14 protein-coding genes and 2 tRNA genes are annotated in these 16,233 nt (G+C 28.9%); 10 read left to right on the top strand and 6 right to left on the bottom strand.

Translation table 11 applies throughout. The features are described 5' to 3' along the window. Positions 1 to 5: 5 nt before the first annotated feature. The 3 genes from ABDX67_RS08015 to ABDX67_RS08005 all read left to right on the top strand — a co-directional run bounded on the left by ABDX67_RS08015 (position 6) and on the right by ABDX67_RS08005 (position 3,736). Positions 6 to 551 (top strand): DUF7010 family protein, encoded by a 546-nt coding sequence (locus ABDX67_RS08015; protein WP_347174459.1) that lies wholly within the window; start codon positions 6 to 8, stop codon positions 549 to 551. A 211-nt stretch (positions 552 to 762) separates the two neighbouring features. Beyond that, positions 763 to 2,571 (top strand): 30S ribosomal protein S1, encoded by a 1,809-nt coding sequence (gene rpsA, locus ABDX67_RS08010; RefSeq protein ID WP_347174458.1) that lies wholly within the window; start codon positions 763 to 765, stop codon positions 2,569 to 2,571. A 268-nt stretch (positions 2,572 to 2,839) separates the two neighbouring features. Beyond that, entirely contained in the window at positions 2,840 to 3,736 is an 897-nt protein-coding gene (locus tag ABDX67_RS08005) for a serine hydrolase (RefSeq protein WP_347174457.1), read from the top strand. 119 nt (positions 3,737 to 3,855) lie between these two features. On the opposite strand, the gene ABDX67_RS08000 is transcribed toward ABDX67_RS08005, so the two are convergent. Next, positions 3,856 to 5,709: an ion channel gene (locus ABDX67_RS08000; protein ID WP_347174456.1), complete on the bottom strand. Its 1,854-nt coding sequence runs from the start codon at positions 5,707 to 5,709 to the stop codon at positions 3,856 to 3,858. 4 nt (positions 5,710 to 5,713) lie between these two features. Continuing rightward, positions 5,714 to 7,558 carry an ion channel gene (locus ABDX67_RS07995; RefSeq protein ID WP_347174455.1) on the bottom strand — a complete coding sequence of 615 codons (1,845 nt, stop codon included), beginning with the start codon at positions 7,556 to 7,558 and terminating at the stop codon, positions 5,714 to 5,716. A 154-nt stretch (positions 7,559 to 7,712) separates the two neighbouring features. Between ABDX67_RS07995 and glmM the strand changes: the two genes are divergently transcribed. The 3 genes from glmM (at position 7,713) to ABDX67_RS07980 (ending at position 11,414) form a co-directional block, all read left to right on the top strand. Beyond that, positions 7,713 to 9,104, top strand: a complete 1,392-nt coding sequence (glmM, locus tag ABDX67_RS07990) for a phosphoglucosamine mutase (RefSeq protein ID WP_347174454.1) — start codon at positions 7,713 to 7,715, stop codon at positions 9,102 to 9,104. Between the two features lie 91 nt (positions 9,105 to 9,195). Beyond that, on the top strand, positions 9,196 to 9,933 hold the full coding sequence (locus ABDX67_RS07985) for a hypothetical protein (protein WP_347174452.1): 738 nt from the start codon (positions 9,196 to 9,198) through the stop codon (positions 9,931 to 9,933). Positions 9,934 to 9,944: 11 nt separating this feature from the next. Continuing rightward, entirely contained in the window at positions 9,945 to 11,414 is a 1,470-nt protein-coding gene (locus ABDX67_RS07980; protein WP_347174451.1) for an aminotransferase class V-fold PLP-dependent enzyme, read from the top strand. 31 nt (positions 11,415 to 11,445) lie between these two features. Here ABDX67_RS07980 and ABDX67_RS07975 read toward each other — a convergent pair whose 3' ends face one another. Next, positions 11,446 to 12,327, bottom strand: coding sequence for a lysophospholipid acyltransferase family protein (locus tag ABDX67_RS07975; protein ID WP_347174449.1), 882 nt, complete (start codon positions 12,325 to 12,327; stop codon positions 11,446 to 11,448). A gap of 101 nt (positions 12,328 to 12,428) precedes the next feature. Here ABDX67_RS07975 and ABDX67_RS07970 point away from each other — a divergent pair, with 101 nt between their 5' ends. Continuing rightward, positions 12,429 to 13,073: a rhomboid family intramembrane serine protease gene (locus ABDX67_RS07970; protein WP_347174448.1), complete on the top strand. Its 645-nt coding sequence runs from the start codon at positions 12,429 to 12,431 to the stop codon at positions 13,071 to 13,073. Between the two features lie 40 nt (positions 13,074 to 13,113). Here ABDX67_RS07970 and ABDX67_RS07965 read toward each other — a convergent pair. Next, a tRNA-Gly gene (locus ABDX67_RS07965) sits at positions 13,114 to 13,186 on the bottom strand. A gap of 738 nt (positions 13,187 to 13,924) precedes the next feature. Here ABDX67_RS07965 and ABDX67_RS07960 point away from each other — a divergent pair. Beyond that, on the top strand, positions 13,925 to 14,071 hold the full coding sequence (locus ABDX67_RS07960) for a hypothetical protein (RefSeq protein ID WP_347174447.1): 147 nt from the start codon (positions 13,925 to 13,927) through the stop codon (positions 14,069 to 14,071). 72 nt (positions 14,072 to 14,143) lie between these two features. On the opposite strand, the gene ABDX67_RS07955 is transcribed toward ABDX67_RS07960, so the two are convergent. Beyond that, positions 14,144 to 14,217 (bottom strand) — tRNA-Met (locus ABDX67_RS07955). A gap of 109 nt (positions 14,218 to 14,326) precedes the next feature. On the opposite strand from ABDX67_RS07955, the gene ABDX67_RS07950 reads away from it, so the two are divergent. Next, positions 14,327 to 14,710 (top strand): START-like domain-containing protein, encoded by a 384-nt coding sequence (locus ABDX67_RS07950; RefSeq protein WP_347174446.1) that lies wholly within the window; start codon positions 14,327 to 14,329, stop codon positions 14,708 to 14,710. A gap of 121 nt (positions 14,711 to 14,831) precedes the next feature. Then, positions 14,832 to 15,668, top strand: a complete 837-nt coding sequence (locus ABDX67_RS07945; RefSeq protein ID WP_347174445.1) for an aminotransferase class IV — start codon at positions 14,832 to 14,834, stop codon at positions 15,666 to 15,668. Here ABDX67_RS07945 and ABDX67_RS07940 read toward each other — a convergent pair. Next, positions 15,665 to 16,222: a YqgE/AlgH family protein gene (locus ABDX67_RS07940; RefSeq protein WP_347174444.1), complete on the bottom strand. Its 558-nt coding sequence runs from the start codon at positions 16,220 to 16,222 to the stop codon at positions 15,665 to 15,667. The genes ABDX67_RS07945 and ABDX67_RS07940 overlap by 4 nt on opposite strands. Positions 16,223 to 16,233: the final 11 nt, after the last annotated feature.

Raw genomic sequence — 16,233 nt, 5'->3', positions numbered from 1 at the left:
AAACAATGGATCATCAAAAAAGAACTCTTGAAGAGCAACGAATTGAATTTTCTAACGGAAAATTTTTAGCAACACCACTTTCAGGAATGATTGTTTGGATAATTATTGGTCTTTTAGGATTTTTTTTTTCACCTGAAGTAGCAGTTTGGGTTTTATTTATTGGAACCGGAAGCATTGTGTATATATCCTTATTTATATCAAAATTTACTGGAGAAAATTTCCTAGATAAAGAAAAACCTAAAAACGTTTTTGATAAATTATTTTTCTCAATAGTATTTCAATCGATTTTAGTTTATGCAATTGCAATTCCATTTTTCTTAATCGATTATACTTCTTTGCCTTTAACTGTAGGTATTTTAACGGGAACTACGTGGTTGCCTTTCTCTTGGATTATAAATCATTGGGTTGGTGTTTTTCACGCACTATCAAGAACAATACTAGTTTTGGTTCTTTGGTATGTCTTTCCAGATTTAAGATTTGTAATGATTCCTTTTGTAATTGTGCTTCTCTATATTATTACTATCGTAATTTTACAAAACAGGAAAAAATAGTACAGTATAACCCTATTGATTCTCATACAATTACATTAATAATAATCTTTTAATTTTCAATTGTTTAATTACAAATATTTTGTACATTTGCACTCCTTTTTACGAGAACAGATTTATAAAAGGAATTAGAAAACAATTATTTATATAAACATCTCTTGATGTTATTGTCGTTAAAAATCTGAATAACAACAAGATACAAAGTAAATTCAGAATGTCTGAAGAAACAAAAAACACTGAAGAGCAAGTTGTTGCTACAGAAGTACAAGAAACAGTTGTAGAAACTGTAAATCCACAAGAATTTTTAGCAAGTTTTGATTGGCACAAATACGAAGAAGGTATTGAAGCTGTTGATGAAGAAAAATTAAAAGAATTCGAAAAAGCGTTAGAAGGAACTGTAGGTTTCGTAAACGAACGCGATGTAATTGAAGGAACAGTAGTAAGATTAACAGAGAGAGATGCAATTATTGACATCAATTCTAAATCTGAAGGAGTTATTTCTTTAAACGAATTTCGTTACAATCCTAACTTAGCAGTTGGCGATGTTGTAGAAGTTTTAGTTGATAAAAGAGAAGATAGCTCAGGTCAATTAGTTTTATCTCACAAAAAAGCTAGAGTAATTAAAGCTTGGGATAGAGTTAACAATGCACATGAAACAGGAGAAATCGTTAACGGTTTCGTTAAATGTAGAACAAGAGGTGGAATGATCGTTGATGTATTCGGTATCGAAGCATTCTTACCAGGATCTCAAATTGATGTAAAACCAATTAGAGATTACGATCAATACGTAGAAAAAACAATGGAATTCAAAGTTGTAAAAATCAACCACGAATTTAAAAACGTTGTAGTTTCTCATAAAGCATTAATTGAAGCTGATTTAGAAGTACAGAAAAAAGAAATCATTGGTCAATTAGAAAAAGGACAAGTATTAGAAGGTATTGTTAAAAATATTACTTCTTACGGTGTATTTGTTGATTTAGGTGGCGTTGATGGTTTAGTACATATTACAGATTTATCTTGGTCTAGAATTAACCATCCAAATGAGGTTGTTGAGTTAGACCAAAAATTAAACGTTGTAATTTTAGACTTTGATGATAACAAATCTAGAATTCAATTAGGATTAAAACAATTATCTGCTCATCCTTGGGAAGCTTTAGATGCTGATTTAAAAATTGGTGATAAAATCAAAGGAAAAGTTGTTGTTTTAGCTGATTACGGAGCATTTATTGAAGTTTCTGAAGGAGTTGAAGGATTAATTCACGTTTCAGAAATGTCTTGGTCAACACATTTACGTTCTGCACAAGATTTCGTAAAAATAGGTGACGAAGTTGAAGCTCAAATTTTAACTTTAGATAGAGAAGACCGTAAAATGTCTTTAGGTATTAAACAATTACATCCAGATCCTTGGACAGATATTACTAAGAAATATCCTGTTGGTTCAACTCATACTGGTACAGTAAGAAACTACACTAATTTTGGTGTGTTTGTAGAGTTAGAAGAAGGAATTGATGGATTGGTTTATATTTCTGATTTATCTTGGACTAAGAAAATTAAGCATCCATCAGATTTTACATCTGTAGGTGATCAATTAGAAGTTCAAGTTTTAGAGTTAGATGTAGAAGGTCGTAAATTAAATTTAGGACACAAACAAACTCAAGACAATCCTTGGGATGCTCACGAAGCTACATACGCTATAGATTCTTTACATGAAGGAACAATTTCTGAAAAGAATGATAAAGGAGCTACAGTAACATTTGCTGATGGAGTAGAAGGTTTTGCACCAACTCGTTTCTTAGATAAAGAAGACGGTGGAAAATTAGAAAAAGGTGATACTGCACAATTCAAAGTTTTAGAATTTTCTAAAGAATACAGAAGAGTTGTAGTTTCTCATACATCAATCTTTAAAGAAGAAGAGAAGAAAAATGTAAAAGCAGCTTCAAAGAAAGCAGCCGAAGCAGAAAAAACGACTCTTGGAGATATCGGTGGATTAGCTGATTTAAAGAAGAAAATGGAAGGGAAATAAAACCTTCTTGTCATTCCCGTGAAAACGGGAATCCATACTATATAAAACGCCGTTGATTTTCTCAACGGCGTTTTTTTGTTACATTAGCAATCAAAAAAAATTAAGTTTTGAAAAAAAAGAAAATTATTGTTTATCTATTAGCATATGTTCCTTTAGTAATTTTGTTGTTAATTCAAGTATTTGATAAAGACGAAAGTTATAGGTTTGTGCAATATGCATTGTTAATATTTATGTTTGTTTCATTAATTATATATAAAATTTCAAAAAAATGACTAAATACATCAAACCTTTATTTTTAAGTATCCTTTTTTTTGTTGCAATTTCTTGTGCTGACAATTCGAAGTCTTTAGATACTTTAAAAATTTCTATAGAAAATCAAATCTCAAATATTGATGGAGATGTAGCTGTTGCATTTTTAGATTTGTCTGATGAAAAGAAAAACGTATTTATAAATGTTGATGAACAATTTCATGCAGCAAGCACAATGAAAGTTCCTGTGATGATTGAGTTGTACAAGCAACAATCTGAAGGGAAACTCAATTTAAACGATTCTATTCTACTTAAAAACGAATTTAAAAGTATTGTAGATGGCAGTTTGTATAAAATGGATATTGGCGAAGATAGCGACGATGTTATTTACAGTAAAATCGGATCGATGCAAAAAATGTACGACTTAATGTATGGCATGATTATTTTAAGCAGCAATTTGGCAACCAATGTGTTAATTGAAGTTGTTGATGCTAAAAAAACAACGGCAACTATGAGAAGTTTAGGTGCTGATAAAATAGAAGTGCTGCGTGGAGTAGAAGATATAAAAGCTTATGAAAAAGGTTTAAGCAATTCTACCACAGCAAATGATTTGTTAGTAATTATGAAAGCGATAGCAAACGGAACAGCAGGAACAAAAGAAGATTGCAAAGCAATGCTAACTATTTTAAAAGATCAAAAATGGAACGATATGATTCCGAAATACTTACCAGAAAATATTGAAGTTGCGCATAAAACAGGTTCAATTACTGGCGTTCATCACGATGCAGCAATTGTATTTTTACCAAATGGTAAAAGTTACGTTTTGGTATTGCTTTCTAAAAACTTAAAAGACTTTGACAAAGGAACAGATCAATTAGCAAAAATTTCTAAATCTGTATATGATTTTATGCAATAGTTTTTTGTCATTGCGAGGAATGAGGAACGAATGACGAAGCAATCTGTTTAAAATAAGTTTCAATTTATGAGATTGCTTCGTTAAACTCGCAATGACAAGTCGTTTTTGTGCTTTCATAATTAGTTAAGTAATTGTGAGATTAACGAAACACTAAATATAGTCAGCATAAACCAGCCTATAAAACCTTGTATAATTGCCAAATAACGTGGTAAACCTTTGATTGGTATTTCTCCAAAACCTAAAGTTGTAAAAGTGTTGATTGATAACATTAATGCGTTTAGCATTTTTATAAAAATATCATAACAAATTGCAATTAAAAAAGCACCAATTAATAAGATCGATTTCCAAATCCGTTTTGATTTTGGTAAATCAACCCAAGTGCCTTTCATAATATCTACACGTTTTAAAACGCTTGCAGAAAACTTAGTTCCAGAAATTGCCCATTTGTAGAGTGGAAGTGCAGTTGCTGTAAAAAACTTCGGAACAGTTTTTCCTTGTTGTTCAACCAAAATTTTAAACTCATCAAATTCTAATAAGTCTTCTTTTTGATTGTCTAAATACACTTCATGGATACCAGCTTTTTTATTCATGTATTTAAAGAAGAAAGCGTAACGATTCATAATTCGTTTTCTTCCGTGAGCATCCCAAGAATTAGGAAATAGCAAATAAATAAAAGCAAACAATAATATTACATACATAGAAAAGATAATAGCTTTAGATGGTTTTGTGCCATAAGCAGAAAATACTTTTAAAAACTGATTTGTTTTCCAAGTGAAATAAGTATCAAAAGTAGGAGATTTTAGAAACAAATATTCTAATCGTTTAGTTTCTAAATCCTTAATTTCTATATATACTTTATTGGCATATTCATTATCAAATTGTTGTTTGTAAAGTGCGTGCAATTGTCCTTTAAATTTAATTTCTATTTTAAAAGCATTGTTATTTTCTACTAGAACATGATTTTGATAATAATTAATGTTTCTCTTTGACCAACGTTCTTTATCAGGTTTGAAATTGCTAATAGTATCATTAATAAACTCAAAAAAATAACTATTCGCGTTTGTAGATAATAAATTTTTATCAAATTGGTTGTAATCTAAATTGATACTCGAGTTTAAAATATTTGGTGCATTTAAAAGTACCTTACTTCTAAATTTATTATTAAAAATATCTGAAGATAAATTTTTCTCTAGTTCTAAATTCATTCTAACTATATCTGCAAAAGTGTTGTTCGCAATTTGTAGATTGTAAACATTCTTAAGAATTAAATTAACAGCTCCTTTACCTTCTACTTGATTAGAATTAAATTCAAACTTCATGAAATTATTAAAATTGATCTTAGAATTAGTTGGGAAAATCTTATTTCGTAAAGCAGTTTGTGATTTTAAAAGTGAATTATAAATAAAAAATTGAACATTAATTTCATTCTTTGTATAATTATCGCTAACAACTATTCCATCGTTAAATAAACAATTTACAAAAGCAAAAGCCTCAGGCATTTCATCAGATCTAATAATGTTATAAGATTTTTTAAAAGTTGATGTAAATCTTACATTTGGTTGGTAATTAAATTTAACTTTATAAAAAATAAGATTGGCAACATTGTTTAAGCTTACAGGTTTTAAAAATTCGAGATTAAGCAGTGTCGCAAACCTTGGATTATCTACATCAACTTCTTTATTAATGAAAGGTTGAAACTGTACATTAGTCAACTTAATTTCTTTGTTAATTTTATAAAGGGAGTCAATCTCTTTATATGGATTCCCATCCTGTAAGAGATCAAAATCAATAAAGTATTTTTTATCGGTTTTATAATCTGGTTTTATAACCGTATTTTCTAAAATAAACACAGAATCTTTTTCTTCTTCAATCATTTTAAAGAATTGAGAGTAACTATATTCTTTGTAGTTGATTTCTTGAGAAAAACTGTTGATAGAGAATAAAACTGTAAATAGGATTAGAAACTTTTTCATAGTCTTAGTTTAGTAGTTGTGAGATTAACGATACAGAGAAAATAGTTAGCATAAACCAACCAATAAATCCTTGTATGATTGCCAAATAACGTGGTAAACCTTTAATCGGAATTTCTCCAAAACCTAAGGTTGTAAAAGTGTTTATTGAGAGCATTAATGCGTTTAGCATTTTAATCAATATGTCATAACAAATAGCAATTAAAAAAGCACCAATTAATAAGAACGATTTCCACCAACGTTTTTTGAGTGGTAAGTCATTCCAAGTGCCTTTCATAATATCTACACGTTTTAAAACGCTTGCAGAAAATTTTGTTCCAGAAATCGCCCATTTGTACAAAGGTAAAGCAGTTGCTGTAAAAAACTTAGGAACTGTTTTTCCTTGTTGTGCTACCAAAGTTTTAAATTCATCAAACTCTAATAAGTCTTCTTTCTGATTGTCTAAATACACTTCATGAATTCCAGATTTTTTATTCATGTATTTAAAGAAGAATGCATACCGATTCATAATTCGTTTTCTACCATGAGCATCCCAAGAATTAGGAAATAGCAAATAAATAAAAGCAAACAACAGAATTACATACATAGAAAACACAACAGCTCTTGCTGGCTCAGTGCCATAAGCAGAAAAAACTTTTAGAAACTGATTGATTTTCCACTTGAAATAAGTTTCAAAAGTAGGTTTTTGCCCATATTCAAAAGCCATTCTTTCTGTTTCTAAGTCTTTTATAGTGGTGTATACTTGGTTGGAAGATTTCGTATCAAAAGCAGTTTTATAATAATCATAAAAACCACTTAATAATTTTATTTCTTCTTTAAATAAATTTTCATCTTCAATTCTAATTTTAGTATTATATTCTAACAAAATTTTATTACTCCATAATTCATTAATTTGTTCTTTTTCTTTAGAAATATATTTTTTTAAATAATAGCTATTATAACTATTTTTAGAAATAAAACCTTTTTTAAATTGATTCCAATCAAGTTTAAATTTTTGTTGAAATTCACTAACATCTAATTGAATCATTTGTTCAAAAACATTTTGATTAAAGTTTAAAAAAGTTGTATTCTCTAGTCTATAGAATGTTATATCAGTTTTGATATTTTCTATATAATTATTGTAAAAATTGATAGTATATAATTCTTCAAGAATTATTGAGAAGGAATTCTTACTAAGTAAAAATTTGTTATTGTTAATAACAATACTTGATACACCAGTTGTGTATATTAAACTTCCGCTTTCTAAATAATCACTTTTATCTTGAAAAGTATTGTCTTTAAATATTATGTCATAATTATAAGTCGGATTATCTACAAATGCTTGTGCCCAAACTCTAGCTTTAAAAAAATTGTTAACGAAACTAGTTCTTTTAATATCAGATTTTTGAGCATAATTTAATAAAGTTAGTTCTTTATTTTCAACTCTATAAAAAAAGGAGGTGTCAAAAATACAGTTGTAAATATAAATATCAAATACACCTTGTAAAATAACACGTTTTTTAAAATGAGTATTATTTAGCCCTGAAATAACATTGTATTTTTGATCATCAGAAATCCCATTATAATTAATAAATTGGACATTTTTAAGTCGTATTTCTTTGTTAATTATTCTTTTTTCTTTATTTATTTTAGGAAAAATAATAGTATCAGCATTTGTATAAAGTAAAAATTCCTTATCAGTTTCTAAATTAAATTTTATACTTGCATCTTTTAACTCAAAAACAGAATCTTTTTCATTTTCAATTAATTGAAAGAATTCAGCATAACTATATTCTTTGTATTTGATTTCTTGAGAAAAACTGTTGATAGAGAAACAATAAAAAAGTATGAGTAGCAATATTTTTTTTATCATAATAAGATGGTTTGGTTGTTGTCAATCAAAAAGTAAAATTTGTTAAAATCGGTAACCAATTGATTACTATAAAAATACTAAATTTTATTTAGGGTAAAGTTGCATCAACATTTCAGCAAATAATTTATCTTTGTTCAGCTAATAAAAAAAGACAATGACATTAATAAAATCAATCTCAGGAATTAGAGGAACAATTGGAGGAAAAACTGCTGATAATTTAACGCCCATAGATGCTGTAAAATTTGCTGCAGCCTATGGTACTTTTATTTTAGAAAGAAATAAAAATAAAGAAAATATTACCGTAGTTTTAGGAAGAGATGCGCGTATTTCTGGTAAAATGATTTCTAGTTTGGTTGCCAATACGTTGGTAGGATTAGGAATTCATGTTGTCGATTTAGGCTTATCTACAACGCCAACTGTAGAGGTTGCTGTTCCGTTAGAAAAAGCGGATGGCGGAATTATTTTAACCGCTTCTCACAATCCAAAACAATGGAATGCCTTAAAGTTACTGAACGAAAAAGGAGAATTCTTAAATGGAGCTGAAGGAGAAATTATTTTAGCAAAAGCAGAAGCAGATGATTTTAATTTTGCAGAAGTTGATAATTTAGGAACGTACACAAAAGATAAAAGCTATTTACAAAAACATATTCAAGAAGTTTTAAATCTTGAATTGGTTGATGTAGAAGCCATTAAAAAAGCCAATTTTAAAGTAGTTGTTGATGGTGTAAATTCTACTGGCGGAATTTTTATTCCGGCTTTATTAAAAGAACTAAATGTTGATTGTGTAGAATTGTATTGTACACCAAACGGACAATTTCCGCACAATCCAGAACCATTAAAAGAACACTTAACAGATATTTCTGAATTGGTTGTAAAAGAAAAAGCAGATTTCGGAATTGTGGTGGATCCAGATGTTGATAGACTAGCGTTGATTTCTGAAGATGGTTCTATGTTTGGCGAAGAATATACATTAGTTGCGTGTGCAGATTACGTATTAGGAAGATTAGGTGGCGGAAATACAGTTTCTAATTTATCATCTTCTAGAGCTTTGCGCGATGTTACTGAACAACATGGTGGAACCTATACAGCTTCAGCAGTTGGAGAAGTAAATGTGGTGATAAAAATGAAAGAAACAAATGCTGTAATTGGTGGAGAAGGAAATGGCGGAATTATATATCCAGCTTCTCATTATGGGCGTGATTCTTTAGTTGGTGTTGCGTTATTTTTATCGCATTTAGCACATAAAAAAATGTCTTGTAAAGAGTTAAGAGATTCATATCCAAGTTACTTTATGAGTAAGAATAAAATTCAATTAACGCCAAAAATTAATGTTGATGAAGTGCTAGAAACCATGGCTTCTAAATATAAACATGAAGATGTAAATACTATTGATGGTGTAAAAATTGATTTTGCAACAGAATGGGTTCATCTACGTAAATCAAATACAGAACCAATTATTAGAATTTATACAGAAAGTACTTCACAAGAAAATGCAGATGCTTTAGCAAAACGTTTTATCAAAGAAATCGAAGATGTTATCGCATAATAAAAAGCTATTTATTCTAACACTTTGTCTGCTTTTAACGAGTACATTTTTAGTTGCTCAAAAATCAAACAAAACATCAAACAAAGGAAAAATGTTTTTTTATTGGGGTTGGAATAGAGTTAATTATTCTGATTCTGACATTCACTTTAAAGGAGTAAATTACGATTTCACATTATCCGCTGTAAAAGCAAAAGATAAAGTAACGCCTTTTTCTTTGTACGACTATTTTCACCCAGCTCGTATTACAATTCCACAAACAAATATGAAAATTGGGTATTTTTTTCATGATAATTACTCTGTTTCAATTGGAGTAGATCACATGAAATATGTGATGATTTCGTATCCATATCAATCTGTAAAAATTAATGGAACCATTAATACTGGCGGAAAGTTTGATAAAAATTATGTTAATGATGATATTTATTTATCAAATGAATTTTTACAATTTGAACATACCGATGGTTTAAATTATGTACATGTTGAAGTAAAAAGATTTGATAATTTAGGATATTATATTGGTTTTACAGATCCAAATTTTACGGTAAATCTTACTGAAGGATTTGGAGTTGGATTCTTATATCCAAAGACAAATGCTACCTTGTTAGAAAATGAAAGATATGATGATTTTAATGTTGCTGGTTGGGGAGTTTCTGCAAGTGTAGGAATAAATATTACAATTTTAAAAAGTTTTTTTATCCAATCGGATTTTAAAGCGGGGTATATTAATATGCCAAATATTAGAACAACTAAAAACGAAATAGATTCAGCTTCCCAAAAATTTACTTTTTTAGAAAGAACAATCGTTTTCGGATATAAATTCAATATTTAAACAACAACTAAATGGAATCCTTAGAGCAGTATTTTAATAGATTTAGAAAACATATTGTTGGAGTAGATCAAAAGTTTGAATCTCCTTACGGTGAGCAAGATTTAATTTATACAGATTGGACAGCAAGCGGAAGATTGTACAGACCAATTGAAGATAAATTAGTAAACGATTTTGGACCTTTTGTAGCAAACACACATACAGAAACTTCAACAAGTGGAGCAGCGATGACGTTGGCTTATCATGAAGCAAGAAACATTATTAAGCGTCATGTAAATGCATCAAAAGACGATGCATTAATTACAGAAGGTTCTGGAATGACAGGTGTTGTAAATAAATTTCAACGTATTTTAGGATTAAAAATTAGCGAAAGTTTAAAAGCGCATACAACGGTTCCGGATGAATTAAGACCCATTGTTTTTGTTTCTCATATGGAACATCACTCTAACCAAACTTCTTGGTTAGAAACCATTGCAGATGTTGTTGTTATTCCTTGTGATCATGAAGGGTTATTGTGTTTTGATAGCTTTGAAGAATTGCTAAAAGAACATGAAAGCAGACCGATTAAAATTGCTTCTATAACAGCCTGTTCTAATGTTACAGGAATAAAAACAGATTATCATAAAGTAGCCAAAATAATTCATGCACATAACGGTTTGTGTTTTGTAGATTTTGCTTGTTCTGCACCATATGTAGATATTGATATGCATCCAGAAGATGAAGACGCATATTTAGATGCAATTTTCTTTTCTCCGCATAAATTTTTAGGCGGACCAGGAACTTCTGGAGTATTAATTTTTAATAAAAAACTGTATAAAAATTTGGTACCAGATAATCCAGGTGGCGGAACGGTAAGTTATACAAATCCTTGGGGAGAACACGATTATTTTGATGATGTTGAAACGAGAGAAGATGGAGGAACTCCAGCTTTTATGCAAACCATAAAAATTGCTTTATGTGTTCAATTAAAAGAATCAATGGGAACTGATAAAATCCACGATAGAGAAGAAGAAATCAACGCAAAACTATTTGCTTGTTTAGAGTCAATTCCGAATGTGCATATTTTAGCACCAACTCACAAACACAGATTAGGTATTTTTTCATTTTATGTAAATAATGTGCATTTTAATTTAATCGTAAAGTTGTTAAATGATCGTTTTGGAATTCAAACGCGTGGCGGTTGTTCTTGTGCTGGAACGTACGGGCATTTCTTATTAAATGTAGATCAACAAAGATCAAATGCTATTAAAAAACAAATTATTGAAGGTTGTTCTGTAGAAAAACCAGGTTGGGTTCGTTTGTCAATCCACCCAACAATAACTGATAAAGAAGTAGATTTTATTTGCGATGCTTTAAAAGCAGTTTGTGAGAATCTAGATGATTGGAAAGAAGATTATGAATATGATGCTATTCAAAATGATTACAAACATAAAACGCATTTATCTATAGAAAAAGCGTTGGTAAAAAAGTGGTTTGAAAACTAAAAAATAAAAGCCTTGAAGAAATTCAAGGCTTTTATTTTGGTGCATTATCTTTGTGTTTAAAGCGTTTATGTGACCACAAATAAAACTCAGGATTCTTGTGAATATGTTTTTCCGTTAAGCGTAAATAAGCATTTGTAATTTCATTGGCTTCTTCTTCTTTTGGAGTATTTGTAATCAATTCAAATTCAGATTCGTAATAACCGCGCTTTATTCTTGTTGTATTCATATTTACAACTGCAAAATCAAACTTCTTAGAAATCATTTCTGCACCTGTAAAAACCGGAACTTTTACATTCAGAAATTCTGTCCAATACAAACTTTTATGAAGCATTGGAGATTGATCGGCAACCAACAAATACAATCCTTGCTTTTGTTGTTTTACGTTCTTTAAAATCGATTTTATAATCTCGTTAGATTTTACACATTTCATTCCGAATTTACTTCGAGAATCTTTAATTAATTTTTCAAAATTTTTATTCTGAATTTTTGTGTATGAAGTATAACAATCAATTTTTGCAACTAATGGCATTCCAACAACCCATTCCCAATTTCCATAATGAGAACCTGTTAAAATAATGCTTCTACCTTGGCTATATAACTCGTCAATTAATTCAATATTTTTATAAGAATACCTTTTTTTGATACTGGTTTCAGAAATAGTAATTGCTTTAATTGCTTCGATTAATGTATCCACAAAATGACTAAAAAACTGCTTCTGAATTGCTTTTAAATCCTTTTCAGACTTCTCTGGATACACTAATTTTAAATTCTCTAAAACCACTTTTTTTCGATAACCAATTACATAGAAGAAGAGGAAGTAAATTCCGTCAGAAATAATATACAACACTCTAAAAGGTAGCTTAGAAAACAACCAGATTATTGGGTATGATAAATAAAAAACAAGTTTGTGCATGCGTATTTTTGTATTGCAAATATCGGATTTAATTTTCTTATAAAGAAGCCAATCTTTTAGATAGTTTTATGTTAAGTTTGTAGATAAATATATTAGGTAGAATGAATCAATTTGTTTTAGGAATTATAATTGTCAATGTTTTAATATCTATGAAAGGCTTTAATGAATATGCTTTTTTAGATAAATACAAGTTTCAAGTTGGAAAAATTTTAGGCGGAGAAAAAATACGAATGTTTACTTCGGGTTTTTTGCATGTAGATTGGATGCATCTTGGATTTAATATGTATGCATTGTATTTATTTGGTGGAATTGTTGCCGGAATTATGGGAAATATTTCTTTTTTAATTATCTATTTTGGGAGCTTATTAGCTGGAAATATGTATTCTATTTATTATCATAAAAACGAACCTTATTATAGCGCTGTTGGTGCATCAGGAGCGGTTTCTGGAATTTTATATGCAGCAATTTTATTGTATCCAGATATGACGCTGATGTTATTTCCGTTGCCAATTCCAATTCCTGCTTATGTTTTTGGAGTAGGGTATTTATTATATTCAATTTACGGAATGAAAAAACAATTAGGAAATGTTGGTCATTCTGCACATCTAGGTGGCACAATTGGAGGGTTTGTAATTGCCTTAGTTATGATGCCAAATCTTATTATGCAAAACACTCTAATGGTTGGTTTATTGGCATTACCAATTATTCTGTTATTACTTTTTGGAGATAAATTAAAGAACTTTTAAAGCATAAAAAAACCGAAACAATTGTTTCGGTTTTTTTTTGAGCGAAAGACCGGGTTCGAACCGGCGACATTCAGCTTGGAAGGCTGACGCTCTACCAACTGAGCTACTTTCGCGTGGTAAAGAGCTGCAAATATAAGCTCATTTTTCATTTTTGCAATGAAAAATAAAAGATAATTAACAATTTTTTTTATCATTTCGGATAACTTTCAGAAAATGAAAGCCATAGATAACAAAGCCTTCATCATTGTAGAACTTATGCAATTTTATATTATCAGTTGAAGTATTTATTCAGTAAGCTCAGAACTTTTTTTAGTTGTGTATTCGTAAACTTATTTAAAAAACTGTTTTCCAGTATTTTGGTCTCAATAAGCTCCATCAATAAGGACATAATCAACTTTTTACACCTTTAATTATGGTAATTTTTAATATAAGTGTAAAAACGATTAACGAATGTAAAAAACCATTCGTCGAAAGAAACTTACCGTTTATCGAAAAAACGAATCAAAATTAAGACTTCATTGTAAATTTATACAAGAATGTAAATATAATCTTCAGTTGAGATTTTACATTTAAGTTTAATTAATTCAATCCTAAAATTGTTTAGGGTTTTAAATATCACTTTAAAATGAATCAAATTATAGCAGAATTACTATCAGTTCTTATTACTTTTTTTATTCTTTATTGGTATCATAAAATAAAAAAATTAAACACTAAAAGAAACGAAGTTTATTTAAAGTACACTTCATTTGTTAAGCTACTAATAATCATTTTATTTATAAGGTATTAATATCAATTTAACTATTTAATGATATTGTTTAAAAGAAAAATTAGAAAATAAAAAAACATATAAAATGGCAAATTCAGAAAAAATATTAATTGCTATAATCTTAGTTTATAGTTTGTTTGCTTTAATTAAAGCAGAGATTAATGAGAGTAAAATTTCATCATTAAAAAATGAAATTAAAAGATTAAAGAAAAAAGAATTGCATAGGTTGTAAGTTTGGTTAATAGATTGTAAATTTTATTAAATTAAAAAACCCAAAACAAATTTGTTTTGGGTTTTTCTTTTGTAGCGAAGACGGGATTTGAACCCGTGACCTCAGGGTTATGAATCCTGCGCTCTAACCAACTGAGCTACCTCGCCATAATTATGCGGCTGCAAATATAACCTATTTTTGTTTTTTTACAAGCTAAGTTTTTAATTTTTTTAAAAAGGAATAAATACCTATATTGTCCTTCTAAGAAAATCAATAATGAGTAAAGTTAAATTTGAGTTAGAATTTCCTATTCATGCTTCTCCAAGCATGCTATATACTTATTTTGCAACTCCCGCAGGACTAGAAGAATGGTTTGCCGACAAAGTGAATTCTAGAGGTAAATTGGTAACTTTTATTTGGGATGGTGATGAAGAAAAAGCGGCTGTTTTATCAAGTAAAAATGGCGAAAAAATGAAATATAAATGGGTGGAAAGTGAAGGAGATGATTCTTATTTTGAATTTAGAATTCAAGTTGACCCAATTACAAAAGATGTTTCTTTAATGATTACAGATTTTGCAGATGATGATGATGAAGTAGAAGAGTCTAAAATGTTGTGGGAAAATCAAATTGATGAATTAAAACAAACTATTGGAGCATAAATGCATATTGCAATTTTAAAAAGCCTTATAAAAATATTTTATAAGGCTTTTTTTATGGAATTATAAACCCAATTTTAATGGTTTTAATGTAATTTTGTTTTTCAATTTTAAGATGATATTTATGTTGAATTATAATGGCGATTTAATAAATGAAAATGATTTTTCTGTATCAGTAAACAATAGAGCGTTTAAATATGGAGATGCTATTTTTGAAACCATTAGTGTTATCAATAATAATGTAGTTTTTTGGGAAGATCATTATTTTAGATTGATGGCTTCTATGCGTATGTTACGCATGGAAATTCCGTTAAAATTTACGTTAGAATTTATTGAAGAGGAAATACTTAAAACAATTCCCAAACAATTAATAAATAAAAATGCACGTGTTCGTTTATCTGTATTTAGAAAAGACGGCGGTTTGTACACACCAAAAACAAATGAAGTAGATTATGTAATTGAAGTATCTGAAAATACCTATCAAACAAAAGATACTTATCAAATTGATTTATTTAAAGATTTCTATAATTATTCAGGAATGCTTTCTACCATAAAAACTACCAATAGAATGTTAAATACCTTGGCAAGTATTTATATGGAAGAAAATGAATTGGATAATTGCGTTTTATTAAACGAAAATAAAGGAGTTGTAGAGGCAACAAATGCCAATATTTTTGTTGTAAAAGGAGTAGAAATTAAAACTCCGGCGTTAGAAGAAGGTTGTATTAAAGGAATTGTTAGAAAAAAAGTAATTGAAATTCTTCAAAAAAATAAAGATTACATACTTACTGAAACTTCAATTTCTCCTTTTGAAATGCAAAAGGCAGATGAAATATTTTTAACAAATTCTATTATTGGAATTCAGCCAGTTACAAAGTATCGTAAAAAAGAGTTTAAAACAGAAATAGGTGAGAAGCTATCGGCAAATTTAAAGTTGCAACAAATCTTATCTAAAGCTTAGTTTAGTTGAATATCGCTTGGTGCATTTGCCCAAATCTTATATTTACCACCTTTTTCTAGTAGTTTGTTTTTCCAGATAGTAGTATTGTCTGTTGCAAAAATATTCGAGTAATTATTTTCTGATACAAACCAAGAGTCGGTTTTTAATTCATCGACTAATTGATTGCTTTCCCAACCAGAATACCCTAAAAAAAAACGAATATCACTTATTTTTAATTCTTGATTATTTAATAAGTCTTTTAAAATTTCAAAATCTCCTCCCCAAAAAATACCATTTGCAACTTCTATACTATTAGGAATTAACTCCGGAATTTTATGCACAAAATATAAATTATCTTGCTCAACCGGACCACCTTGATAAACAGGAAAAACACAATCAATTTCTGGAACTAAATCGTGAACAGTAAAACTTAAAGGTTTGTTTAAGATAAAACCAATCGAATTATTTTTTGTGTGTTCTGTTAGCAGAATTATAGACCTATTAAATGAGTTGTCATTTAAGATTGATGGTTCTGCTATTAATAATCTTCCTTTTTTTGGTAAAAGTGAATTCATATAATAATTCT

It is taken from the genome of Polaribacter uvawellassae (assembly GCF_039748955.1).
Classification (GTDB): domain Bacteria; phylum Bacteroidota; class Bacteroidia; order Flavobacteriales; family Flavobacteriaceae; genus Polaribacter; species Polaribacter uvawellassae.
The sequence above is the reverse complement of the archived record's forward strand: the minus strand, read 5'-3'. Positions and strand labels throughout refer to the sequence as shown.